This window comes from Bacillus sp. es.034 (assembly GCF_002563655.1).
GTDB lineage: Bacteria > Bacillota > Bacilli > Bacillales > Bacillaceae_B > Rossellomorea.
Map to the genome: position 1 here is coordinate 2,489,113 of NZ_PDIY01000001.1, position 24,603 is coordinate 2,513,715.

The 24,603-nt window shown below is 44.8% G+C and carries 28 protein-coding genes; 27 read left to right on the forward strand and 1 reads right to left on the reverse strand.

The window, feature by feature from the left end:
* Window positions 1-80 precede the first annotated feature (80 nt).
* Complete coding sequence (locus ATG71_RS12645; RefSeq protein WP_098439890.1) at window positions 81-962, forward strand: patatin-like phospholipase family protein; 882 nt, start codon at window positions 81-83, stop codon at window positions 960-962.
* Between the two features lie 16 nt (window positions 963-978).
* Here the strand turns inward: ATG71_RS12645 and ATG71_RS12650 are convergent, their stop codons facing one another.
* The gene (locus ATG71_RS12650) at window positions 979-1,341 is read right to left on the reverse strand and encodes an SA1362 family protein (RefSeq protein WP_098439891.1); all 363 of its coding nucleotides are present in this window, start codon (window positions 1,339-1,341) and stop codon (window positions 979-981) included.
* 308 nt (window positions 1,342-1,649) lie between these two features.
* Here ATG71_RS12650 and ATG71_RS12655 point away from each other — a divergent pair, with 308 nt between their 5' ends.
* The 26 genes from ATG71_RS12655 (at window position 1,650) to spoIVB (ending at window position 24,302) form a co-directional block, all read left to right on the forward strand.
* On the forward strand, window positions 1,650-2,219 hold the full coding sequence (locus ATG71_RS12655; protein WP_098439892.1) for a YqhR family membrane protein: 570 nt from the start codon (window positions 1,650-1,652) through the stop codon (window positions 2,217-2,219).
* 85 nt (window positions 2,220-2,304) lie between these two features.
* Window positions 2,305-2,763 carry a type II 3-dehydroquinate dehydratase gene (gene aroQ, locus ATG71_RS12660; protein WP_098439893.1) on the forward strand — a complete coding sequence of 153 codons (459 nt, stop codon included), beginning with the start codon at window positions 2,305-2,307 and terminating at the stop codon, window positions 2,761-2,763.
* Window positions 2,753-3,817, forward strand: a complete 1,065-nt coding sequence (locus tag ATG71_RS12665) for a M24 family metallopeptidase (protein ID WP_098439894.1) — start codon at window positions 2,753-2,755, stop codon at window positions 3,815-3,817. The genes aroQ and ATG71_RS12665 overlap by 11 nt, the downstream gene beginning before the upstream one ends.
* A 38-nt stretch (window positions 3,818-3,855) precedes the next feature.
* The gene (gene efp, locus ATG71_RS12670) at window positions 3,856-4,413 is read left to right on the forward strand and encodes an elongation factor P (RefSeq protein ID WP_060672204.1); all 558 of its coding nucleotides are present in this window, start codon (window positions 3,856-3,858) and stop codon (window positions 4,411-4,413) included.
* Between the two features lie 197 nt (window positions 4,414-4,610).
* Window positions 4,611-5,534 (forward strand): stage III sporulation protein AA, encoded by a 924-nt coding sequence (spoIIIAA, locus tag ATG71_RS12675; RefSeq protein ID WP_098439895.1) that lies wholly within the window; start codon window positions 4,611-4,613, stop codon window positions 5,532-5,534.
* The gene (gene spoIIIAB / locus ATG71_RS12680; RefSeq protein ID WP_034758002.1) at window positions 5,535-6,050 is read left to right on the forward strand and encodes a stage III sporulation protein SpoIIIAB; all 516 of its coding nucleotides are present in this window, start codon (window positions 5,535-5,537) and stop codon (window positions 6,048-6,050) included.
* A 50-nt stretch (window positions 6,051-6,100) separates the two neighbouring features.
* Window positions 6,101-6,307 carry a stage III sporulation protein AC gene (gene spoIIIAC, locus ATG71_RS12685; RefSeq protein ID WP_034758004.1) on the forward strand — a complete coding sequence of 69 codons (207 nt, stop codon included), beginning with the start codon at window positions 6,101-6,103 and terminating at the stop codon, window positions 6,305-6,307.
* 13 nt (window positions 6,308-6,320) lie between these two features.
* The gene (gene spoIIIAD, locus ATG71_RS12690) at window positions 6,321-6,713 is read left to right on the forward strand and encodes a stage III sporulation protein AD (RefSeq protein ID WP_094075148.1); all 393 of its coding nucleotides are present in this window, start codon (window positions 6,321-6,323) and stop codon (window positions 6,711-6,713) included.
* Between the two features lie 24 nt (window positions 6,714-6,737).
* Window positions 6,738-7,937, forward strand: a complete 1,200-nt coding sequence (gene spoIIIAE / locus ATG71_RS12695; protein ID WP_098439896.1) for a stage III sporulation protein AE — start codon at window positions 6,738-6,740, stop codon at window positions 7,935-7,937.
* Window positions 7,938-7,949: 12 nt separating this feature from the next.
* A complete protein-coding gene (gene spoIIIAF, locus ATG71_RS12700) occupies window positions 7,950-8,579 on the forward strand; it encodes a stage III sporulation protein AF (protein WP_098439897.1) in 630 nt (209 codons plus the stop codon).
* Entirely contained in the window at window positions 8,569-9,222 is a 654-nt protein-coding gene (spoIIIAG, locus tag ATG71_RS12705) for a stage III sporulation protein AG (protein WP_098439898.1), read from the forward strand. The genes spoIIIAF and spoIIIAG overlap by 11 nt, the downstream gene beginning before the upstream one ends.
* Window positions 9,223-9,236: 14 nt before the next feature.
* Entirely contained in the window at window positions 9,237-9,791 is a 555-nt protein-coding gene (locus ATG71_RS12710; protein WP_034758017.1) for a SpoIIIAH-like family protein, read from the forward strand.
* Between the two features lie 240 nt (window positions 9,792-10,031).
* Window positions 10,032-10,532: an acetyl-CoA carboxylase biotin carboxyl carrier protein gene (accB, locus tag ATG71_RS12715; RefSeq protein WP_098439899.1), complete on the forward strand. Its 501-nt coding sequence runs from the start codon at window positions 10,032-10,034 to the stop codon at window positions 10,530-10,532.
* Window positions 10,533-10,547: 15 nt separating this feature from the next.
* Entirely contained in the window at window positions 10,548-11,900 is a 1,353-nt protein-coding gene (gene accC, locus ATG71_RS12720) for an acetyl-CoA carboxylase biotin carboxylase subunit (RefSeq protein ID WP_098439900.1), read from the forward strand.
* Between the two features lie 23 nt (window positions 11,901-11,923).
* Window positions 11,924-12,334, forward strand: a complete 411-nt coding sequence (locus ATG71_RS12725) for an Asp23/Gls24 family envelope stress response protein (RefSeq protein WP_034758025.1) — start codon at window positions 11,924-11,926, stop codon at window positions 12,332-12,334.
* 156 nt (window positions 12,335-12,490) lie between these two features.
* The gene (nusB, locus tag ATG71_RS12730) at window positions 12,491-12,877 is read left to right on the forward strand and encodes a transcription antitermination factor NusB (RefSeq protein WP_098439901.1); all 387 of its coding nucleotides are present in this window, start codon (window positions 12,491-12,493) and stop codon (window positions 12,875-12,877) included.
* 20 nt (window positions 12,878-12,897) lie between these two features.
* Window positions 12,898-13,764, forward strand: coding sequence for a bifunctional methylenetetrahydrofolate dehydrogenase/methenyltetrahydrofolate cyclohydrolase FolD (gene folD, locus ATG71_RS12735; RefSeq protein WP_098439902.1), 867 nt, complete (start codon window positions 12,898-12,900; stop codon window positions 13,762-13,764).
* A gap of 107 nt (window positions 13,765-13,871) precedes the next feature.
* Window positions 13,872-15,224: an exodeoxyribonuclease VII large subunit gene (gene xseA, locus ATG71_RS12740; protein ID WP_098439903.1), complete on the forward strand. Its 1,353-nt coding sequence runs from the start codon at window positions 13,872-13,874 to the stop codon at window positions 15,222-15,224.
* Window position 15,225: 1 nt separating this feature from the next.
* A complete protein-coding gene (gene xseB / locus ATG71_RS12745) occupies window positions 15,226-15,459 on the forward strand; it encodes an exodeoxyribonuclease VII small subunit (RefSeq protein WP_098439904.1) in 234 nt (77 codons plus the stop codon).
* A 3-nt stretch (window positions 15,460-15,462) separates the two neighbouring features.
* Window positions 15,463-16,353 (forward strand): polyprenyl synthetase family protein, encoded by an 891-nt coding sequence (locus tag ATG71_RS12750; protein WP_098439905.1) that lies wholly within the window; start codon window positions 15,463-15,465, stop codon window positions 16,351-16,353.
* A gap of 702 nt (window positions 16,354-17,055) precedes the next feature.
* Complete coding sequence (locus tag ATG71_RS12755) at window positions 17,056-17,688, forward strand: hypothetical protein (RefSeq protein WP_098439906.1); 633 nt, start codon at window positions 17,056-17,058, stop codon at window positions 17,686-17,688.
* Between the two features lie 21 nt (window positions 17,689-17,709).
* A complete protein-coding gene (dxs, locus tag ATG71_RS12760) occupies window positions 17,710-19,602 on the forward strand; it encodes a 1-deoxy-D-xylulose-5-phosphate synthase (RefSeq protein ID WP_098439907.1) in 1,893 nt (630 codons plus the stop codon).
* A gap of 2 nt (window positions 19,603-19,604) precedes the next feature.
* Window positions 19,605-20,441 (forward strand): TlyA family RNA methyltransferase, encoded by an 837-nt coding sequence (locus tag ATG71_RS12765; protein WP_098439908.1) that lies wholly within the window; start codon window positions 19,605-19,607, stop codon window positions 20,439-20,441.
* 175 nt (window positions 20,442-20,616) lie between these two features.
* A complete protein-coding gene (gene ahrC / locus ATG71_RS12770) occupies window positions 20,617-21,066 on the forward strand; it encodes a transcriptional regulator AhrC/ArgR (protein ID WP_034760580.1) in 450 nt (149 codons plus the stop codon).
* A gap of 110 nt (window positions 21,067-21,176) precedes the next feature.
* A complete protein-coding gene (gene recN, locus ATG71_RS12775; protein WP_098439909.1) occupies window positions 21,177-22,886 on the forward strand; it encodes a DNA repair protein RecN in 1,710 nt (569 codons plus the stop codon).
* Between the two features lie 126 nt (window positions 22,887-23,012).
* Window positions 23,013-24,302 carry a SpoIVB peptidase gene (spoIVB, locus tag ATG71_RS12780; protein ID WP_098439910.1) on the forward strand — a complete coding sequence of 430 codons (1,290 nt, stop codon included), beginning with the start codon at window positions 23,013-23,015 and terminating at the stop codon, window positions 24,300-24,302.
* Window positions 24,303-24,603 lie beyond the last annotated feature (301 nt).

Consider the following 24,603-nt stretch of genomic DNA (forward strand, 5'->3'; position numbering starts at 1 on the left):
TCCCCTCCTGTTTTTTTTAGTCTAAAATCCTTTGTGGTGAATTAAAGATGTAGTAATACACTATAAAAGGAGTGGAGCCTTTGGACATCGATGGCGTATTTTCCGGTGGAGGCATAAAGGGGCTCGCCATGATAGGAGCATACCAGGCGATTGAAGAGAAAGGATACACATTCAAGAGACTGGCAGGAACCAGTGCAGGGGCAGTGATTGCTGCGTTTATTGCTGCAGGATACTCAAGCCGTGAATTACTCAAGATCATGGGCGATCTTGAGTTGAAAGATCTGTTGGATTCAAACGCGATCATTTCCCTGCCGCTCCTTAAGTGGTTTCGGGTTTATTATCGTCTGGGATTATATAAAGGAATGGCACTTGAAAGCTGGGTGGAAGAAAAGCTGAAAGCGAGGGGGATTTATACGTTCGCGGATCTGCCCCCGCGATCCCTCCGTGTCATTGCATCAGATTTATCAAACGGTAGACTGCTTGTCCTTCCCGATGACCTTGAGAAGTACGGCATACCGAAGGAAACCTTTCCCGTTGCCCGGGCGATACGGATGAGCGCGAGCCTTCCTTATTTCTTTGAACCCGTGAAACTGCGTTCACTGGAAGGGACCAGTTTTATGGTGGACGGGGGGGTGCTCAGTAATTTCCCCATGTGGCTCTTTGACAGGGAAAATGTGAAGAAGGTCAGGCCGGTACTCGGAGTGAAGCTTAGTCACGACTTGATAAGTAAGCCGAAAAAACCGATCAAAAATGCGATTGATTTATATGGAGCCCTCTTTACGACCATGAAAGACGCACATGATTCAAGATATATCTCCAGAAAACTTGAAAAAAACATCATCTTTATACCGACTGAAGGGGTACTCACCACCGAATTCGAACTTACTCCCGAACGGAAGATTGAACTCGTTCAATACGGGAAAACGAAGGCCGCAGCCTTTTTGCAAACATGGCCCCATTAAAAAAACAATCGAGCTCCTAAAACGAAGCTCGATTGTTTTTTTTATTCTTTTTTCCTTCAATTACGGTTAGTTTGGCATTGGATTTTTTCCGTATCGAACGTTTTTTTGAAACATTGGATACTTGAGGTTTACTTGTAGACTTCTTCTTATGCCGCTTCTTCGATTGCTTGGCTGCTTTAACAAACGCTCTCTGTTCATTGCTATTACCAGTCCGTCTTCCACTGAACCATCTTTTGTAAATGAAATAGATGATCCCGATGACGGCTGCTGTAATCAGCAATTGCCTTGCAAGACCTAGAGGATTTCCGAACAGGGAAGTTCCAAGCCCGATCATAGCCAACAAAATGAGTGTGAAAACAAAGATATTACGAGCGTTCAACAAAGCCACCTCCTTACATCACTATCCATCTTAGATATTATCTATACTATTATTCTAGACCATTTCGGTCTTCTTTAACCGTATAAATTGATTTTTTATCAGGGTATGAATGGGACAAACCCACTCCTTTTTTCTGAAACTTTAAATGATATTATCTATTTTACTAAATATTGAAGAAAAGCACTAGAGTAAGCGTTTCCTGAATGTTATTTATCTACGATCCCTGTTCAGATTGAATAGGATAAAAATAAACAATTCCATGCAAATGTTTCATTCTATGGGACATACTACGAATGGAGGTGTTACAGATGGCAGAACAGAAAGGGCAACATGAGAAGGTCCAGAACGGGACGGAAGAGAGTAAAGAAAATCCACGGTTGGAGCAGAATCAAAGTGAAAAACCGCTTTCCTTCACGGCAATGGTAGTCGTGACAGGCTTTACTGCCGGGATGTTGTGGAGCGGGATAGCATACATTTGCTACTTCTTTTCCTTTACGAAAATCGAACCCAATATCATATTCGAACCTTGGGCGGTGGGGAACTGGGTGGACAAATGGATCGGTATCGTCCTATCCATCGTGGCTTATGGTGTCATATCGATCGGTGTGGCCCTCATTTATTATGGCCTGTTACGAAAATTCAAGTCCATGTGGGTTGGTGCAGCGTATGGAATCCTTCTGTACCTGGCATTTTTTCTGGTGCTGAATCCACTTTTCCCAAGCATCAAATCCTTTACAGCCATTGATTATCACACGTTGATCACGACGTTCTGTTTGTATATTCTATACGGTGTATTTATAGGTTTCTCGATTTCATATGAAGAAAATGAATTAAGGCATCAGGAAGAAAAGGAAAAATCAGGGGAAGTTTCTCATTAATTTATCAGACAATTAAGTAGGTATAGGTAAAAGGTTTATGTTAGAATGTTCATGATGAACATTCTATTTTTTTAGGAGTTTACATATGGTGAAAATCTTACTGTTAAATGGCCCCAATTTGAACCGATTAGGGAAACGGGAGCCTGCTATTTACGGTCATGTCACACTGGCTCAATTGGAAGCAACCTTGAAAAGCAAGGTAGAAGACGAGGGTTTTGAATTGCTTGCTGCTCAATCGAATCATGAAGGGGAATTGATTGACATCATCCACAAGTGTGAGGATGAAGGATATGGGGGGATCATATTGAACCCTGGTGCGTTCACGCATTACAGCTATGCGTTAAGAGATGCAGTGGCGTCTGTATCCGTGCCGGTTGTGGAAGTGCATATATCAAATATTCATGCACGGGAAAAGTTCAGGCATCAGTCTGTCGTGGCAGCTGAGACGGTCGGTCAGATCGTTGGATTCGGACTGTTTGGGTACGAGTTGGCCCTGAAAGCCATTATAAAGAACATTAAGGGAGTGGAACACGATGAAAATTAAACGATTACGTGAAACCTTTTCAGAGAATGAAATGGACGGTATTTTATTGACGAGTACGTATAACCGCCGCTATATGACGAACTTTACGGGTTCTTCGGGAGTGGTATTGATTTCAAAGGAGAAGGCCTTATTCATCACCGATTTCAGATACATAGAACAAGCAACGGAACAGGCTGCTGATTACGAAATCGTTCAGCATACAGGTCCTATTCATGAAGAAGTGGCGAAACAAGTGAAGAACCTTGGGATCACGAAGCTTGGTTTCGAAAAGAACGACATAACGTACAGTGCATTCGAAAGCTACCGGGATAGAGTGGAAGCGGAAATGGTGCCGGTGTCCGGTTTAGTGGAAAAGTTACGCTTGATTAAGACACCTGAAGAGCTTAATATAATTAAGGATGCGGCGGATATTGCCGATGCAGCATTTAAGCATATATTAGATTTCATCAAACCGGGTGTGACAGAGCTGGAGGTTTCAAATGAATTAGAATTCTTCATGAGAAAAGCAGGAGCCACTTCATCCTCTTTTGATACCATCGTTGCCTCAGGTTATCGTTCTGCACTGCCTCACGGGGTGGCCAGTGATAAAGTCATTGAAAAAGGTGATTTTGTAACCTTGGATTATGGTGCATACTATAAAGGATACTGCTCCGATATGACACGTACTTTATCGGTAGGAGAACCAAGCGGAAAATTGAAAGAGATCTATGATGTGGTCCTTCAATCACAGCTTCTTGCCATGGACCAAATCAAGCCGGGCATGACTGGAAAAGAAGCGGATGCAATCGCTCGTGATTACATAACAGAAAAAGGTTATGGTGAGTATTTCGGACATTCGCTGGGGCACGGGATCGGTCTTGAAGTACATGAAGGACCAGGATTGTCCTCACGTTCCGACGTGGTGCTTGAGCCCGGGATGATCGTAACGGTTGAACCAGGTGTCTATGTACCGGGAGTCGGCGGCGTACGTATCGAAGATGATACACTCATTACGGAAGATTCCAATGAAACACTGACACACTCAACAAAAGATCTAATCATTCTACCATTTTAGTCCTCAATAAGGGCTACTAGACTATAGGAGGAATAAACATGATTTCAGTAAATGATTTTCGCACTGGTTTAACCGTTGAAGTCGATAACGGAATTTGGCGGGTAATCGATTTCCAACACGTTAAACCGGGTAAGGGAGCCGCGTTCGTGCGCTCTAAACTTCGTAACCTTCGCACAGGTGCCATTCAGGAAAAAACGTTCCGTGCCGGTGAAAAAGTAGGAAAAGCACAGATAGACAACCGGAAAATGCAGTACCTGTATGCCAATGGTGACATGCATGTATTCATGGATAACGAAAGCTACGATCAAATCGAGCTTCCTGCTTCTTCCATTGAATATGAATTGAAATATTTAAAAGAAAACATGGAAGTATCCATCATGATGTACGGAGCCGAAACGCTTGGAGTCGAGCTTCCAAACTCTGTTGAATTAAAAGTGACGGAAACAGAACCGGGAATCAAAGGTGACACGGCTTCCGGTGGATCCAAGCCTGCTACTGTTGAAACAGGTTTAGTGGTGAACGTTCCATTCTTCGTGAACGAAGGGGACACACTGATCATTAACACAACGGACGGATCTTACGTATCACGTGGATAAAGAATAAATATGAAAAGCCTGAACGGGATGAATCCCGTTCAGGTTTTTTTTGTCTTTCCCCTCCCTATCACCACCCCGAAACCTCCAACTCTATTGTCATAATCTCCATTCGCTAGAATACATTGTATTATCGGGAAGCATGTACGAAGGGTCAATATCCTTCAACCCGAAGTGGAACAAGATTAGGAGGTCTCCATATGCAAGAAGTTCTAGCCTTTCTACCCAGCACTATATCTGACAAAGTCCTGTCCCTTCCACAAGATCTGATTGACCGGATAGAAGAAATCAGGGTTCGTACCAGCCGTGTATTAGAGGTAACGGCACGGGGGAAGCCATACTTTCTTCCCTATACGGTGACAGAAGAAGATAGTGAACAGCTCATTAACAAACTATCCCGCCATTCATTTTATACATTGGAAGAAGAGTTGAAGCGTGGCTATATCACGATTGAAGGCGGGCATCGGGTAGGGCTTGCCGGGAAGGTGGTACTAGAAGGCGGAGTTGTGAAGGGGATTCGGAATCTCTCTTCTTTTAATATCCGAATTGCCAGGGAAAAGCTCGACATAGCTCAGTCCATCCTTCCATATGTGTACAATGACGGCTGGAAACATACGATGCTCATTGGTTCCCCTCAAACCGGTAAAACGACCCTGTTACGGGATCTGGCCAGGATGATTTCGACGGGGGTCCCTGAAAGAAACATCCCCCCATTCAAAGTGGGGATCGTCGATGAACGATCAGAGATTGCCGGCTGCGTGAACGGCATCCCTCAGCTGATGTTCGGTCCGAGGGTGGACGTGCTGGATGCCTGTCCAAAGGCTGAAGGCATGATGATGCTGATTCGTTCCATGAGTCCGGATGTCCTGGTCGTGGATGAAATCGGACGGGTGGAAGACGGTCAGGCGATTCAGGAAGCCGTGAATGCCGGTATTACTCTTGTCATGACGACGCATGGGTCTTCTTTAAGCGAAGTAAGGAAGAGGCCTGTGATCAAGGATATTGTAAATCTGCAGACGATTGAACGATTCGTGGAACTGAGGAGGGGGGATGAACCGGGTAAGGTCCATGAGGTGTGGGACGAACACGGACAATCTCTTCTGAAAAAAGTGAGTGTGACGTAAATGATAAAACTAGTTGGCGCTGTATTTATTCTCCTTTCCACTTCCTGGGCGGGGTTCGAAGCTTCAAAATATTTGACGGAAAGACCAAGGCAGCTTCGGCTATTGAAGCTGGCCCTTCAATCATTGGAAGCTGAAATCACCTATAGTCATACCCCTTTGCATGAAGCGACCAGAAAGATTTCCAAACAACTGCAAAAGCCTGTTTCCTGGTTTTTTGAAACGTTCTCGAAGAAATTGACAGAGCAGGAGATCTCAGTGAAGAAAGCGTGGGAAGAAAGCCTGAATGATGTATGGAAATTAACGGCTTTTAAAGCGGGTGAGTATGAAATCCTGAAGCAATTCGGAGAAAACCTTGGCAGACATGACATGATGACGCAGCAAAAACATATCCAGCTTGCTCTCAAGCATCTGGATAGGGAAGAAACGGAAGCCGTTGAAAAGCAGAAGAAATATGAAAAGATGACGAAAAGTTTAGGATTTCTATCAGGACTTTTGTTGATCATCCTACTACTCTGACTTGCGGCCCGCATTAGGGATGAGGCTTAGAAACCAGGAGGGAAACAAATATGGGAATTGACGTGGATATCATTTTCAAGATTGCCGGAGTAGGGATCGTCGTCGCCTTTTTGCATACGATTTTAGATCAGGTAGGGAAGAAAGAATATGCCCAGTGGGTGACATTATTCGGGTTCATCTATATCTTGTTCATGGTGGCTTCGATTGTCGATGATTTGTTCCAGAAGATAAAATCAGTCTTCTTATATCAAGGATAAGGGGGCGTCCGCGATTGAAATCATCCAGATTGTAGGTATTGCACTCGTTGCTACTTTTCTTGCTTTGATTGTAAAAGAACAAAAACCGAATTTTGCTTTCCTGCTCATTGTATTTACAGGTTGTACGATTTTTTTATTTCTGATTGATCAAATTTATTCCATCATTCATATGATTGAGAAATTGGCTGCAAACGCAAACGTGAACATGGTGTATGTGGAAACCATCCTAAAAATCATCGGCATCGCTTACATAGCGGAATTCGCTTCACACATTACGAAAGATGCCGGTCAGGGGGCGCTGGCAGCAAAAGTGGAGCTTGCCGGAAAGATATTAATATTGGCAATGGCTGTTCCCATTCTGACAGTCATCATTGAAACAATCATCAATATGATCCCGACTGGATAAGCGAAATATTAAGAGGTGGATTGAATGTTGCAATTATATCGGATACTCGTCACAGCACTCGTTATCTTTTTCATCACAGCCTCAAGTGGACAAGCAGAAGAAGGGGATGAACAGACTCCTCCCGATACAAACATCCAGCAGGAATTGATCGATGCACAGCTGGACCGGTTAGGGGTTGAAGAATTGACAGGATACTGGAATAGTATCGTGGATCAATACGGCGGCTATCTTCCCGAAAGTCAAAAAGGCAGTTTGATTGATTTCATGAAAGGCGAGAAAGAGTTCTCCTTCAAGGCATGGTTCAGCGGAATTTTCAAATTTGCCTTTCAGGAGCTTGTGATGAATGGAAAGTTATTGGGGACCCTGATTATGCTCACGATCTTCAGCATGTTTCTCCAGTCCCTGCAGAATGCTTTCGAAGGGGGAAGCGTCAGCAAGGTGGCATACAGCATCATTTTCATGGTGTTGATCATTATCGCTCTGAATAGTTTTCATGTCGCCATCGATTACACCCGGGATGCGATCTCCACCATGGTCCATTTCATCATCGCCCTCATCCCCCTGCTCCTTGCCCTGATTGCCGCGTCAGGAGGCGTGGTTTCGGCAGCTTTTTTTCACCCCGTCATCATCTTCCTGATGAATACAAGCGGCTTACTCATTCAGAATGTCGTACTGCCACTCCTGTTCCTATCCGCCCTTCTGAGCATTGTGAGCACCCTTTCCAGTCATTATAAAGTGACTCAGCTGGCTCAATTATTGAGAACTTGGAGCATCGGACTGTTAGGGGCGTTCATGACGGTCTTTCTCGGGGTGATATCCGTACAGGGTGCCACCGCAGCCGTGACGGACGGCATAACGATCCGTACAGCGAAATTTGTGACAGGCAACTTTGTCCCGGTCATCGGCAGGATGTTCACGGACGCAACGGATACCGTGATCAGCGCATCGGTCCTACTTAAAAATACGGTGGGGATAGCGGGTGTCGCTATCGTTTTGATCATTGCAGCTTTTCCCGCCATCAAGATCTTGATGATTGCCTTCATATACAAACTGGCGGCCGCTCTCCTTCAACCTCTCGGGGGAGGGCCGGTGATTGAATGCCTGGATACGATCGCAAAGAGTGTGATTTATGTCTTTGCGGCCCTGGCGATCGTGTCCTTTATGTTTTTCTTAAGTCTTACCGTCATCATTGCAGCGGGAAATATTACGATGATGATGCGATAAGGGGGTCCCGTCATGTCATTTCTAACCGATTGGATTACAAATATCATCATCTTTGTTCTCTTAGCCACCGTCATCGACATGCTGCTACCAAGCTCCAACATGCAGAAATATGCCAAAATCGTGACGGGCTTATTATTGATCACCATCATTCTTACACCGCTCTTTAAATTGATGTCCACGGATTTTGATGAAGTGATGAATTCAATTGAATTAAATGGTCCTTCCCAGAATAAATCGATGGAAAATGAAATAGAAATGAAGAAAAAAGAAATACAAGCCTCACAACGTGCATATATTTTAGAACAGATGGCTGTCCAAATGAAACATGAAGCAGAAAAGGAGATGATGGATGAGCACGGTAAAGTCATTGAGAAGGTGACCATACAAGCAGATGACGTAGAAAATCTTCCCGACAGTATTACAGGAGTGACAGTGATTGTGAAAGAAAAGGAAAGTGAAAAAGACAGCACCATTGAAACAGTCCAAAACGTGGAGATCGATACGGGATCTGAAACGAGTAAGAAAACATCCGACGAAGATACGTCCCAACTGGCCACCTTACTAGCCGAACAATGGAATCTAACACCAGACAAAATAATCATTACAGTTGAAGGGGGGACTGGGGAAGCGAATGAACTTTAATAAAGGTCCGCTGAATATGCTGAAGGAATGGTTGTCAAAAGAAGACGCGAACTCTCCACCCAGGGGAAAAAAAGGTAAAAGGCTGCATTACTTTCTCGTTGTGCTTCTCATAGGAGTGGCATTCATGCTGATCAGCGACCTGTGGAGCGGTGATCAAGGGGTTGAAGTTGCGAAGCAGGTGGATGGAGGCACCCCTGAAGAAGTGGCGGCATTCGGGTCCGGTCAAAAGGAGTCGGATGGGTCCATGAGGGATTACGAGGATCGATACGAAAATCAGTTGAAAGAAGCCCTTGATCAAATTGTCGGGGTCAGCGATGTATATGTCGTCGTCAATGTGGAGGCAACAGAATCAAAAGTGTATGAGAAAAATGAGTCGACAAAAACACAATCCACCGATGAAGAAGATAAAGAAGGTGGAAAGAGGTCGATAGAGGATAAATCCCGGGAAGAAGAAATCGTCATTGTAAACAATGGTGATAAAGAAGTTCCCATTGTGAAAGAAACAAAAAAACCTAAAGTCACCGGTGTCCTTGTAGTAGCAAAGGGAGCCGATAACATACAAATCAAAAAATGGATTATAGAGGCCGTCACCCGCGCCCTTGATGTTCCAAGTCACCGGGTATCGGTCCTGCCCAAACAATAAGGGGGAAATGATAGATGTTACTTAAAAAACAAACGGTTTGGCTATTAACGATGTTGAGTCTTGTGATTGTGCTTTCGGTTTACTACATTACGTCACCAACACAACAAGCGACAGATATGGCTTATCAGGAAAAGGATGCGAAAGAGCAGGCTAAAGGTGGAGATAAAGAGACAATGTCAGGCAATGGTATGGAAGTCGTCACGGATGCCGCTGGAAATGAAATGTTCGAAGCATTGCGACTTGAAGTAACAGACCAACGTGATCAGCTACGTGAAGAGCTGGAGGCGAAGGTAGCAAACGCCGATGTGTCAGCAGAAGAAAAGAGTGCAGCCTATGAGCAGATGGAAAACCTTCGTGAGCTGGCCATGACGGAATCGGTTCTTGAAACGATGATTAAAACAATGGGTTACGATGATGCCCTTGTCAGAGCAAACGGAGAAAACATCCGGATCACGGTAAAGTCAGACAAAGAGCACACTAAAGCCGATGCCAATGAAATCATCCGCCTCGTCATGAGTGAAGTGGGACAAATGAAGCCGGTCGCTGTGGAATTCCAGCCGGCCAACTAAACGGATCCAACGTGCCGCCTAAAGTGTCTGCTTTAGGCGGCTTATTTATGTCTTTTTTTTATAGAAATGAAAAATCCTTTTCTATTATTTTATTTTTTTTCGAAAAAGGTCTAGAATAGAGGTAGGGTTGTATGCGCTTTTAAAGGATGGTAGGAATCGCATATTGAATTTATACGAGGTATTATCGTATGATGTTAGTAGCTAGTCATAATTTTTTAAACTATAAGAGGGGTGTCAACAGTGTTGAAAATTCAAGAAATTCGCGAAATAATCAAACTCGTAGATCAATCAAGTGTTGAAGAGTTTACATACGAGCATGATGGTTCTAAGATCAATCTAAAGAAAAATAATGGAGTCACCGTATCGGCCCAGCCGGTGGTACAAGCAGTCGAAGAAGTAAAAACTGCTGCACAAGCCGTTCAACAAGCACCTGTACAGGAAGCTGCTGCTCCTGCACAGCCGGAAAAAGAAGCTCCACAAGCTGGCGCTGAGGATGCAAACTTACATAAAATCACGTCTCCGATGGTCGGGACGTTCTACCAATCCTCTTCACCTGAATCAGGCCCATATGTAAAAGTCGGGGATAAAGTTGATGAAAGCTCAGTGGTATGCATCGTGGAAGCGATGAAACTATTTAATGAAATCGAAGCCGAAGCAAAGGGCGAAATCGTAGAAATTTTAGTAAAAGACGGTCAATTAGTGGAATATGGTCAGCCGTTATTCTTGGTTAAACCTGAATAAGGAGCGAATATAGATATGATAAAAAAAGTACTAATCGCCAATCGAGGAGAAATTGCCGTACGTATCATTCGTGCATGCCGAGATCTAGGCATTGAAAGTGTAGCCGTTTATTCTGAAGCAGATAAAGAGGCACTCCATGTTCAATTAGCGGATGAAGCTTATTGCATCGGACCTACTGCATCGAAGGACAGCTACCTGAATTTCACAAACATCATCAGCGTGGCAAAACTGACAGATTGTGATGCCATCCACCCGGGTTACGGATTTCTGGCGGAAAACTCTGACTTTGCAGAGTTGTGCCGTGATTGCAACATCATCTTCATCGGCCCTTCACCTGAAGCCATCTCCAAGATGGGGACGAAAGACGTGGCCCGTGAAACGATGAGGGAAGCAGGCGTTCCGATTGTCCCTGGTTCAAAAGGCATTGTGAAAGATGCAGAGGATGCAGTTCAGCTTGCAGAATCCATGGGTTATCCCGTCATCATCAAAGCAACTGCCGGTGGTGGAGGTAAAGGGATACGTGTCGCGAAAAGTCGGGAAGAGCTTATCAAAGGGGTGACGATCACCCAGCAGGAAGCCATGACTGCATTCGGAAACCCGGGTGTATATATCGAGAAGTTCATCGAGGACTTCAGGCACGTGGAAATTCAGGTGCTCGCTGATAACTTCGGAAACGTGATCCATCTTGGTGAGCGGGACTGTACGATTCAGCGCCGCCTTCAAAAACTGATTGAAGAAACACCGTCACCTGCTTTGACAGAAGAGAATCGCGTTAAAATGGGGGAAGCGGCAGTAAAAGCAGCCAAAGCGGTTGATTATACAGGTGCCGGCACGGTAGAATTTATATATGACTACGTCAATCAATCATTCTACTTTATGGAAATGAACACGCGTATCCAGGTGGAACATCCTGTAACCGAACAAGTAACAGGTGTCGATTTGATTAAGGAACAGATTCTCGTGGCATCAGGACAAAAGCTTTCCCTGACACAGGAAGAAGTGACGTTTACTGGCTGGGCCATCGAATGTCGTATCAATGCTGAGAATCCAGAGAAGAATTTCATGCCTTCAGCTGGCCGGATCGAAATGTATCTTCCACCGGGCGGCATTGGCGTAAGAGTCGACTCAGCCGCATATCCTGGTTATATGATCCCTCCATATTACGATAGCATGATTGCCAAAGTGATTACCTATGGAGCGACACGTGAAGAAGCCATTTCCAGGATGAAACGGGCTCTAAGTGAATTTGTGGTTGAAGGTATACACACAACCATCCCGTTCCATCTCAGACTATTAGATCATGAAACCTTTGTAGGTGGGGAATTCAATACGAAATTCTTAGAAAAATATGAAGTAATGAAATCCTAGTGTGAATTCAGGAGGTGCCATACATGGCGGAAAATCAAAACCTTTTACAAATGTCTCACGGTAAAGACGGTCTTGGGAAAATTGAAATCGCACCTGAAGTGATTGAAGTGATTGCAGGAATCGCCGCGTCAGAAGTCGAAGGCGTATCCCAAATGCGCGGAAACTTCGCAACAGGTGTCGTCGAGCGTCTTGGAAAGAAAAACCACGGTAAGGGTGTCAAAGTGGAGTTGGCCGAAGAAGGAATCATCGTGGATGTATACTGCATCATGAAATTCGGTGTAGCGATCCCGACGGTTGCTCAAAAAATCCAGGATAACATCCGTCAAGCCTTACTTAACATGACTGCGCTCGAAGCAGACGAAGTGAATGTTCATATTGTGGGCGTTCAATTTGAAAACCAAAAGTTTGAAGCGGAAATTGAAGACGAAATGTAATGGAGAAGAACGGTCCTTTTAGGGGGGCCGTTCTTTTTTGTGTCCTCCGTTTTCTTTTCTGAATATTGATTTTTTTAGATACGCGTGCGTAATGCCCTTGGTTTGTGCTATTATCAAAGGTATGAAAATTGATGGAGTTAAAGGAGTAAATAGAAGATGAAGAGAAGAGTTGCCCGTGAAAAGGCTTTACAGGCGTTATTTCAAATAGATATGAGTGGGATTGAGCCGGAGGTTGCGTTAAGGAACGTGCTGGAGGAAGAGGAGAAGATGGATGCCTATCTTGAGCAGATCGTTCTCGGCTTCATCGAGAATCAGGAACAGATTGACGGACATATCCGTGAAAATCTGGAGAAATGGTCGTTTGACCGTCTGGCGAAAGTCGATCGTAATATTCTGCGTCTAGGCGTCTACGAGCTTCTGTTTGTAGAAGATGTTCCGAATAATGTAGTCATTAATGAAGCGGTTGAAATAGCAAAGATCTTTGGTGATGATCAATCCAGTAAATTTATCAATGGTGTCCTTTCAAAGGTAAGTCAATCTTAACAATGTAAGGGGGCGAGTGAATGTCAGCTTCTATAATTGATGGCAAGCACATTGCAGATCACTATCGGCAGCAATTAAAGAGTCAGATTGAAAAGCTGAGGGAGCAGGAAGTCGTACCTGGCCTGGCGGTCATCCTGGTAGGTGATAACCAAGCCTCTCATTCTTATGTGAAAATGAAGAGGAAGGCATGTAGTAATCTTGGGATCCATTCAGAGCTTTATGTATATGAATCCACTCTGACACAAGAAGAGCTGCTTGGGAAAATCAGAGAATTGAATGAACAGGATCACATCCATGGAATTCTCGTTCAACTTCCACTGCCGGAACATATCAACCCGATTACCGTGATTGAGACGATTTCTCCATCGAAGGATGTGGACGGCTTTCATCCGGTTTCCATCGGGAAAATGGTGACGAATCAAGATACTTTCTATTCCTGCACGCCGCTTGGGATCATGAAAATGCTTGAATATGAAAACATCTCGGTGGAAGGTAAACACGTCGTCATATTAGGACGGAGTAACATTGTCGGAAAGCCGGCAGGTCACTTATTCCTGAATCGGAATGCCACCGTGACGTTCTGTCATTCCAAAACGGACAATATGTCTTCCTTCACACAGCAGGCGGATATTATCGTTTCCGCCGTAGGGAAAGCGAATCTGATCGGGGCGGAAGACATCAAACCCGGGGCTGTCGTCATCGATGTAGGCATGAACCGCAACGAAGATGGCAAGTTGTGCGGAGACGTGAACTTTGCCGAAGTAAAGGAAAAAGCAGGGAAAATCACCCCTGTTCCCGGTGGAGTCGGCCCTATGACGATCACCATGCTGCTTTATAACACCGTGAAATCTGCAGAATGGGCTCACAGGAATCGCCAAAACGGTTAAAAAATAGTACAATATACGTAACATAAAAGGAAAGGGACGGCTAAACGCTGGTCCCTTTCCGTATTCCTGCATGTAATTCGATGCAAGGAACAAAGGAGTCAGTGAGCATGGAACTTGAACAATCACGTTATTTAACGGTACAAGCTCTGACAAAATACATAAAACGTAAATTCGACAGGGACCCACATCTGTCCAACCTGTTTGTACGTGGCGAAATTTCCAACTTCAAAAGGCACTCAAGCGGACATATGTACTTTACCCTGAAAGATGAAAAGGCCAGGATATTGTCTGTGATGTTTTCAAGTCACAATCAGTCAATGAAATTCAGGCCAGAAAATGGGATGAATGTATTGATCCGCGGAGATATATCCGTGTATGAGTCAGGCGGGCAATATCAGATCTATGTGAAAGAAATGCAGCCCGATGGAATCGGCGAGCTTTATTTAGCGTATGAACAGCTGAAGGAGAAGCTCGAGAAAGCTGGATTCTTTGAGCCTAAGCGCAAACGGATGATCCCTAAGTTTCCGAAGCGGATTGCCGTTGTCACCTCCCCGACGGGTGCTGCGATCCGTGATATCATCACGACGATCAAGCGGAGGTATCCGATCGGGGAGATACTCGTCTATCCTGCTCTGGTCCAGGGCGATCAAGCGCCAGGCTCGGTTGCCGGCGCCATGAAGAAGGTGAATGAGCACGGTGATATCGACGTGATGATCATAGGCCGGGGTGGCGGTTCGATTGAAGAGTTGTGGGCTTTCAACGAGGAAGTAGTGGCCAAAGCGATTGTCGAGTCGAAGGTTCCCGTCATTTCTGCCGTGGGGCATGAGACGGATTTTACCATCGCCGATTTTGTGGCTGATCTCAGGGCACCTACGCCGACGGCTGCCGGGGAATTAGCTGTTCCTCATATTGATGATCTAATGGAAAGGATCATGAACCGGAAATTAAGGCTGATTAAATCGTTTAAAACAAAGCTGCAAAGCGAAAGAAACCGATTAAATGGATTAACCAAATCGTATGCTCTGAGAAATCCCAGAAATCTTTATCAGCAGAAGATCGAGGCCGTCGACCGGCTGACAGACCAGCTGCAAAGAAATATAAGTATGCATGTGAAACAAGACCGGGAGCGATTATCCGTGCTTCATTCGAGGCTCGGGCGTGTTCATCCATCCCAGATCATCAAGGTGCAGCGTGAACGGGTATTATCTATGCATTCGATGCTTGAGAAGCAATTTAAACAAGTGTTGAAAGAAAAGAATCATCGTTTCACTTCAGCACTGTCCACCTTACATGCCCTCAGTCCATTGAAGATCATGGACAGGGGATATAGCCTCGTTTACCGTGATGAAGGAGAATTGATCAAATCATCTCGACAGGTAAAGGAAGGCGACCGCATCGAGATTAATGTCAAAGATGGAAAAATACATTGTGAAGTTGAATCCGTTGAGGAGCGTGAGTAAAATGGCAAAATCTAAAGAAGAATTATCTTTTGAAACAGCGATGGATCAGTTGGAAGAAATCGTGGAGAAATTAGAAGAAGGGGAAGTTCCCCTCGAGAAGGCGTTGGAATTCTATCAAAAAGGGATGGACCTTTCAAAATATTGTCATGATACGCTGAAAAAAGCAGAAGACCAATTAACGAAAATGATGACGGATGAAGGGGAAAAATCCTTTGATCTCGATGAGGAGGAATAATACATGTATCCTCCCATTACATTGAAAGAGTTTCAACAGGAGCATGGGGAACTGATCACCAAACATATGGTTGAGACCGTAGATGGCCTAAAGATCCCCCTTGTATTAAAGGAGGCCATGATTTATTCCCTGCAGGCAGGTGGGAAAAGGATACGTCCCATCCTCCTGCTCTCAGTGATCAGGGCTTTCAATCAAGACACGGGGCTCGGACTTAATACTGCGTCCGCCCTTGAAATGATTCATACATATTCTTTGATCCACGATGACCTTCCTTCCATGGATGATGACGATTTAAGGCGAGGCAAGCCGACCAATCATAAGATGTTCGGGGAGGCAGCGGCGATTCTTGCAGGCGATGGTCTGCTGACATACAGCTTTCAGCTCATTGCAGAAGATACAGCCTTAACCAATGACCAAAAGGTGAAGCTCATCTCCCTTCTCGCAAGGTGTGCCGGTCCAGAAGGAATGGTCGGCGGACAGGTTGCCGATATCGAAGGGGAGAATAAGCTGTTAACCGTACAGGAGCTTGAAAACATTCACGTTCATAAGACAGGAAAGTTACTCATATTCAGCGCATTGGCGGGCGGGATCATTTCAGGGGTGTCAGAGAGTGAACTTGAGCAGCTTGAACGGTTTTCATACCACATCGGTCTCGCGTTCCAAATTCAGGATGATATCCTCGATATTGAAGGATCTGAAGAAATGATTGGTAAACCGGTGGGAAGCGACGAGTCGAAACATAAGAGTACGTATCCGAGCCTTTTGACGATGAAAGGTGCGAAGGAGAAGCTTCAATTTCATCTGGACGAGGCATTGACGGCACTTACTGCCATGCCGGTGGACTCAAGTCTGCTGGCAGAAATTGCCCGATTGATTGTTTCACGGAATCATTAAAACATTCTATATTTGAGCTAGTGTTTTAACATATGTTATAATGTGATTAGAATAAATTTTGGGGTGGTGCAGTATTCTAGTCAGTCCACCAATCCTGAAGGTGGGCCTAAAAATCCACTAAAGGGCACATCGATGAAGTTCCTGGAATTGGCTTGAGGCGCCCAGCTTTGGGTCATATCTGGGAGTAAGGCTTGAGGGCGATCCACAATGGCATGTGGGCGTTGACCCGCGAGCCGCGGAGGCTTTGTTTCTTATGCTGGCATTAAGCATATGCAATAAGAACAAAGTATGAACCTGCGATGTGATGATTCACTAGCAGCGTAGCCTGCCTTGAGTGAAGAGAGAGGGGATTATGGTTACAGGGTACACATCAGTTGGCCATTGATATGTGCTTTTTCGCCCATATGAAATCCTCTTTGCAAAAGAGGCTAAGGATTGCGTTAAGGACTGTTGAGGAAAACTCCTAGACTGTTCATATTCGGACATATATAGAGGATTATAGTGCGGACTAAGTGGTAATCCAGTCTAGCTTGTGGTGACGCGGCTAAGTCGGGTTTAATGGGAAACCGCCGGTATGGCAACATCCGGTACCTGATTGGGAAAACCTACTGGACCTAAGCTGCAATTTTTACTCTTTATATGACCCCCCAATTACATATAACCAAACTATTTACACAGTAGAAACGGTGTGTTTAAACGATAATGAATGAAACAATGAAAAACTCAATAAAATGGAGTGTCAGCATTGCCGTTATCACATTTGTGTTAGCGGCTATTTTTTCAGTTACGTCCAATATGGTTCTCAATGGAGTCGCTTGGTATACAGGGCTCGTCGTCGTGTTGATCATCGTCTTCATCGGGATCTTTTTTGATATGCTGGGGATCGCTGCAACGGCGGCCGATGAAACCCCTTTTCATGCCATGGCGGCCAAAAAGGTGTACGGAGCGAAATATTCTATCAAAATTGTGCGGAATGCAGATCGATTCGCGAGCTTCTGTAACGATGTGATCGGTGACATTTCAGGGATCATAAGCGGAGCCGCAGCAGCCATTGTACTGGTCCAATTGGCGGTTTCCTTTCACCTTCAGGGAGGGTCCTTGAAGGAGTATATCGTTAGCGTAACCCTGACAAGTATCATCGCTTCATTGACAGTCGGAGGCAAAGCGCTTGGAAAAACGTTTGCTATCACCTATTCTAAGGATATAATATTTAGAGTTGGTAAAGTTCTACAATTCCTTGAAGATCGATTTCATATCATCCTGATCAAAGATAAAAAAGACAAAAAAGATAAAAACAAGAAAAAAGGTTTTAAGCGTGAGAAACAAAATATTTAGTGATGAAAGTGAGTGGACCCCATGGATCTATTATCAATAAAGGAGCCTTCTTTTCTAAAGAGCATGTCGAATGAACAATTAGAAGAGCTCAGCCAAGAGATTCGCCAATTCCTGATCAAGAATCTTTCCAAAACAGGCGGTCATATTGGTCCAAACTTAGGGGTGGTCGAGTTAACCGTTGCCCTTCATAAGCATTTCTCAAGTCCAAAAGATAAAATCCTTTGGGATGTTGGTCACCAATCCTATGTCCATAAGATATTGACCGGCAGGGCCTGTCAGTTTGATACCCTCCGTCAGTATAAGGGGTTATGCGGTTTTCCGAAACGAAATGAAAGTGAGCATGATGTATGGGAAACCGGTCATAGTTCCACTTCATTATCGGCAGCCATGGGTATGGCAATCGCGAGGGACGTCAAGAAAGAAGATTCATATATTATCCCGGTGATCGGTGATGGTGCCTTGACTGGTGGAATGGCACTTGAAGCACTTAATCACATCGGTCATGAAAAGAAAGACATGATCGTTGTCCTGAATGACAATGAAATGTCCATCGCTCCAAATGTAGGGGCCCTTCACAATGTACTTGGCCGTTTGCGTACAGCCGGAAAATACAATTGGGTGAAGGATGAAATGGAATATATCCTTAAGCGCATCCCCGCTGTCGGCGGCAAATTAGCCAGTACAGCAGAACGGGTCAAGGACAGCTTAAAGTATTTATTCGTTTCCGGAATGTTCTTTGAGGAGCTCGGTTTTACATACCTTGGACCGATCGATGGACATGATTATAATGATCTCGCTGATAATATTCAATATGCGAAGAAAACCAAAGGCCCCGTCCTATTACACGTGATCACGAAAAAAGGAAAAGGGTTTCATCCTGCAGAGTCGGACAAAGAAGGGACCTGGCATGGTACCGGACCTTACAAGATCGATACAGGGGATCTGATCAAGCCTGTGAACGCACCTCCTTCGTGGAGTGGACTCGTCAGTGAGACGGTCCGGAGGGTGGCCCGTGAGGATGAACGGATCGTGGCCATTACCCCGGCTATGCCGGTGGGCTCCAAACTTCTCGGCTTTGCTGAGGAATTCCCAGATCGGATGTTCGACGTGGGGATTGCCGAGCAGCATGCCACCACGGTCGCTGCAGGTCTTGCCACCCAGGATATGAAACCGTTCTTAGCCATATACTCTACCTTCCTGCAACGGGCGTACGATCAGGTGGTTCACGATATTTGCCGCCAAAACTTGAACGTCTTCATCGGGATCGACCGTGCCGGATTGGTCGGAGCAGACGGGGAAACCCATCAAGGGGTTTTCGATATCGCTTTTTTAAGACATTTACCGAATATGGTGATCATGATGCCGAAAGACGAGAATGAGGGACAGCACCTTGTCAATACGGCAATTCAATATAATGACGGTCCCATCGCTCTGCGTTACCCACGCGGTAACGGGTATGGAGTACCGATGGACGGGGAACTTTCAACGATCCCGATTGGAACGTGGGATATATTGAAACAGGGCACCGATGCAGCGATCCTGACGTTCGGAACGACGATCCCGATGGCCATGGAAGCGGCAGCAGACCTTGAGAAAAAAGGGCTTTCGGTTCGGGTCGTAAACGCACGTTTCATCAAACCGATGGATGAGATCATGCTGAAAAGGATCCTCGAAGAAGAGATGCCTGTTCTGACGATCGAAGAAGCCGTTCTTCAAGGTGGTTTTGGAAGCGGTGTCCTTGAATTCGCCCAGGAACAGGGCTTCCATGACGCCGTGATCGACCGCATCGGTATTCCTGATTACTTCATCGAGCATGGAAGCGTGAAGGAATTATTGAATGAAATCGGCATGACCAAAGAAAACATAGTGGATCGCATTTTAACGATCACACCAAAAAAACAAAAAAGGGCTTAATGATGAAAGCAAAAAAACAACGAGTAGATGTACTTCTGGTAGAACGAGGATTGATTGATACAAGAGAAAAAGCGAAACGGGCTGTCATGGCAGGCCTTGTTTATTCCAATGAAATGAGACTGGACAAGCCCGGGGAAAAAGTAAGCGAAGATATCCCCCTTACGATGAAGGGGAAGGTGATTCCTTATGTGAGCCGTGGCGGTCTGAAGCTTGAGAAGGCTCTACAGGTCTTCAATGTGGATGTGGACGGTAAAGTGATGATCGATATAGGTGCTTCCACTGGAGGGTTTACGGATTGTGCCCTCCAGAATGGCGCAAAGATGTCCTATGCCCTCGATGTAGGATACAACCAATTAGCATGGAAGCTTAGACAGGATGAACGGGTCGTGGTCATGGAACGGACGAACTTCCGATACGTGACCCCGGCAGATCTTCAAGGGGAGATGCCAAGCTTTGCTTCCATCGATGTCTCCTTCATCTCCCTTTCATTGATATTGCCTGTCCTGAAAACCCTATTGGTTCCTGGAGGGGATTGTGTCGCATTAATCAAGCCGCAATTCGAAGCGGGTAAGGATCAGGTCGGGAAAAAAGGAATCGTAAGAGATCCTGCCGTACACAAAATGGTCATCGAAAAAATCATGACATTAGCGATTAAAGAAGGCTATCATATAGCAGGTCTCTCTTTTTCCCCCATTACAGGCGGGGATGGGAATATAGAATTCCTCATTCATCTGAAATGGCCGGGGCAGGAGGGTGAAGGGGAGTCCCTTCTTAACACCACACCGGATGACGTGATCGAAGAAGCACACAGTCAATTAAAGGCAAAAACACAGCAGTAAAGACATGGCCACTCTTCTTAGGAGAGTGGCTTTTTTCATGGGGATGGCCTTTCTCCCCAGAACGAGCCGCCTCCGCTTTTCTTTTTTATTGTACTTCCCAACGAAATAGGCTAACATAAGCGTAGAGGTATATTTATACAGGCTTTAATCAAATGTAAGAGGTGTATGTTCTATGATGAACAAAGGGCAAAGACATATTAAAATCAGGGAAATCATTACGAATAGAGATGTGGAGACGCAGGATGAGCTGGTGGAAGGCCTGAAGAATGCAGGATTTAATGTGACGCAGGCAACCGTATCCAGGGATATCAAGGAGCTCCATCTAGTGAAGGTTCCGCTGATGGATGGCAGATACAAATACAGCTTGCCGGCTGATCAACGCTTTAATCCACTTCAGAAATTGAAGCGTACATTGACGGATGCGTTCGTGAAGGTGGATCAGGCAGGGCATATGCTGGTGATGAAAACGTTACCCGGAAATGCCAATGCCATCGGGGCTTTAATCGATAATCTGGACTGGGAAGAAATTCTCGGAACCATATGCGGGGATGATACCTGTTTGATCATTTGCCGGACGGAAGAAGAAACGAAAGTCGTTTCAGAACGATTTTTAGATATGCTGTAAACGATTAATATAACGGGGCTTATGGTCAGCCCTTCATACAAAATCCAATAGGAAGCTTTTCTTTTTCATAATTTTGAGGGGAAAGTTCCTTTTTATTTGAGGTGAATGTTTTGCTACAAGAACTATCAATCAAAAATTTCGCCATTATCGATTCCCTTTCCCTTTCGTTTGAAGAAGGATTGACTGTATTATCAGGTGAAACGGGTGCGGGTAAATCGATCATCATCGATGCCATTCATTTACTGGTTGGCGGCAGAGGCTCCTCTGAGTATGTACGGCATGGGGAGAAGAAGGCTGAAATTGAAGGGTTATTTATTCTTGATAATGAAACACATCCCTGCTTTCAGAAAGCGGCAGACTTCGGGATCGAGATCGAGGAAGGAATGATCGTCCTCAGAAGGGATATCTCGAGCACGGGGAAAAGTGTTTGCAGAATTAATGGGAAGCTGGTGACGATCGCGATCATGAGGGAAGTCGGGGCATCCCTTATTGACATCCACGGGCAGCACGAACATCAGGAACTCATGAATGAAAGCCTTCATCTTTCCCTATTGGATCAATTCGGTGGCAAGGATATTGCATCCGGATTATCCAGTTATGGACAAGTATACAAAGAGTATCTATCCATCTATAAGCAGCTGAACAGATTGAATGAAAATGAACAGGAGATGGCTCATCGCCTGGATCTGATTCAATTTCAGCTGAAGGAAATCCAAGACGCGAATCTTCAGCTTAATGAAGATGAAGAGCTGCAGGAAGAGAAGCGGAAACTGATGAACTTTGAAAGGCTATTTGAAGCGCTTCAAACCTCGTATGACAGCATACAAGGTGAAAGAAAGGGAATGGACTGGGCAGGACTTGCCATGAGCCATCTTGAAACCGCAGCAGAAGTCGATTCACAGTATGCAAAGACGCTTGAATCCGTATCGAATGCGTATTATATCCTTGAAGATGCCGCCCATCAAGTCAGGGGAGGCTTGGATATGCTTGAATTCGAGCCGAATCGACTGGACCTTATTGAGGCGAGATTGAATGAAATCAATGGTCTTAAGAGAAAATATGGATCATCGGTAGAAGAGATTCTTGCCTATAGTTCTAAGATCGAAGAAGAAATTGAAACGATCATGAATAAAGATTCCCATGTTGAACAATTACAAAGTAAATTACAGTCACTTGAAAAAGATCTATCCCTCGAGGCGAAAAACCTTTCCGATACAAGAAGGATCTGGGCGAAGAAATTGACCGCCAGTATCCACGAACAGCTAAAACAGCTGTATATGGATAAAACGAAATTCGAAGTCCGGTTTGTGAAAAGCGGGGAAAACGAATCCTTTTCGTTTCATGATTTCAAGAAGGATGGCTGGGATACGGTTGAGTTTTATATTTCCACCAATCCTGGAGAGCCGTTGAAGCCGTTATCGAAGGTGGCTTCAGGTGGGGAACTGTCACGGATCATGCTTGCCCTTAAAACCATTTTTTCAAAGCATCAAGGGATTACATCGATCATTTTTGATGAGGTTGATACAGGTGTGAGCGGCAGGGTCGCCCAGGCAATCGCTGAAAAAATCTATCAGGTTGCCGTCCATTCACAAGTGATGTGCATCTCTCACTTGCCTCAGGTGGCAGCCATGGCCGATTGTCACTTATTCATTTCGAAAAAAATGTCAGGAGGCAGGACGAGCACCATGGTGAAGCGTCTTCAGGAGAAAGATAAGATCAGGGAAATTTCACGTATGATTTCGGGAGTGGAAATAACCGATCTGACGCTTGAGCATGCAAAGGAATTACTGCAACTGGCCGGTTCCATTAAAGAGACATGAAAAGCTATCCAATTCGGGTAGCTTTTTTTTCATGATTACCAGTTATAAATGTGGCTTTTAAAGGCAAAATTAAAACTGTAGCCAATAGTAAGTGTTTGTGGATTAGAAGCGAGGAGAGTGAATATATTGAGTTTAGATTGGTTAAGGAAATGTATAGGTGGAATTCTCCTTGTTTCGCTTTGTCTTATTGGTTTTTACAAACCGGTTCAACAATTTATCAATACTCCGAACTCTGTAAGAATGATGGAAGGGGATCAAGTTGCTCTCCCTAAGGCTGCATCCGTCACGACCATGGGTTCGTCGCATAATGAGCATGTTCAATTGGAAGAAGGGAAAGGCCAGCTCTCCATCCAGGGAAGTTCTGTAGGTAAGGACGAAGTGGTCTTCGAGCTTGCCGGCCTGCCCATCAAAAAGGTCGATGTAGAAGTACTGAAAGATTTCAAAGTGATTCCCGGTGGACAATCCATCGGTGTGAAATTAAATACTGTCGGGGTGTTAGTAGTTGGGCATCATCTGGTGGAAACCGATGGTGGGAAGATGTCGCCCGGCGAAAAAGCTGGTATTCAGGTAGGGGACATGATTACTGAAATTAATGGAACGAAGATTGAGGAACTTGCCGATGTAGCTCCTTTTGTACAGAAGGCAGGAGAAGAAGCGAAATCTCTTGACGTCGTGATCAAGCGGGATCAAAAGACCGTGAAGACACAACTGCTTCCATTGAAGGAAAAAGGAGACAAAAATTATAAATTAGGCCTGTATATCCGTGATTCGGCGGCGGGGATCGGGACGATGACATTTTATGATCCAAAGTCCAAGAAATACGGAGCCCTCGGCCATGTGATCTCAGATATGGATACGAAAAAACCGATTGTCGTTGAAAACGGGGAGATCGTGAATTCTGAAGTCACTTCGATTCAAAAAGGGACAGATGGAAAGCCAGGAGAGAAACTGGCCCGCTTTTCATCTGACAGGAATGTCATCGGTAATATTAAGCGAAACAGTCCTTTTGGGATTTTTGGTGAATTGAATCAGTCCATCGAAAACGACTTGATGGATAAGCCGATGCCCATCGCTTTATCTCATCAAGTGAAAGAAGGACCTGCACAAATATTGACCGTTGTGGATGGGAAGGAAGTTGAAATGTACGATATTGAAATCGTCAGTACCATCCCTCAGAAGTATCCTGCAACAAAAGGGATGGTCTTGAAAGTGACGGATCCCGAGTTACTCAAGAAAACAGGTGGAATCGTACAGGGGATGAGCGGAAGCCCTATTATTCAAAATGGTAAGGTCATCGGGGCTGTCACCCATGTGTTCGTCAATGACCCGACAAGTGGATACGGGGTCCACATTGAATGGATGCTGAGTGAAGCAGGCATCGATATTTATAAAAAAGAGCATAACCGGGCAAGCTGAAAGTGGAAAACCCTTACGAAAGTACCGAAATCGGGTACTTATAAGGGTTCTTTTTTTTGCAGTGCGATTAGGATTCACCTCGGCTTGCCAAAGAGAGTGGACCCTTGATAAAATAAAGATTATTCGACAAATTGATTCGTGAATATCGAATAGGGTCGAAATATAAAGAAATCGTTAGAAAATCGAAGAAAATATAATAATTTTCAAGTTTTTTTCAAAAATAAAAGGAATTTAGGTTGCATTGTCGAAAAAGTAATTTAGAATAAAATTACAGAGATGAATTAATTAGGATTTGAGGAGG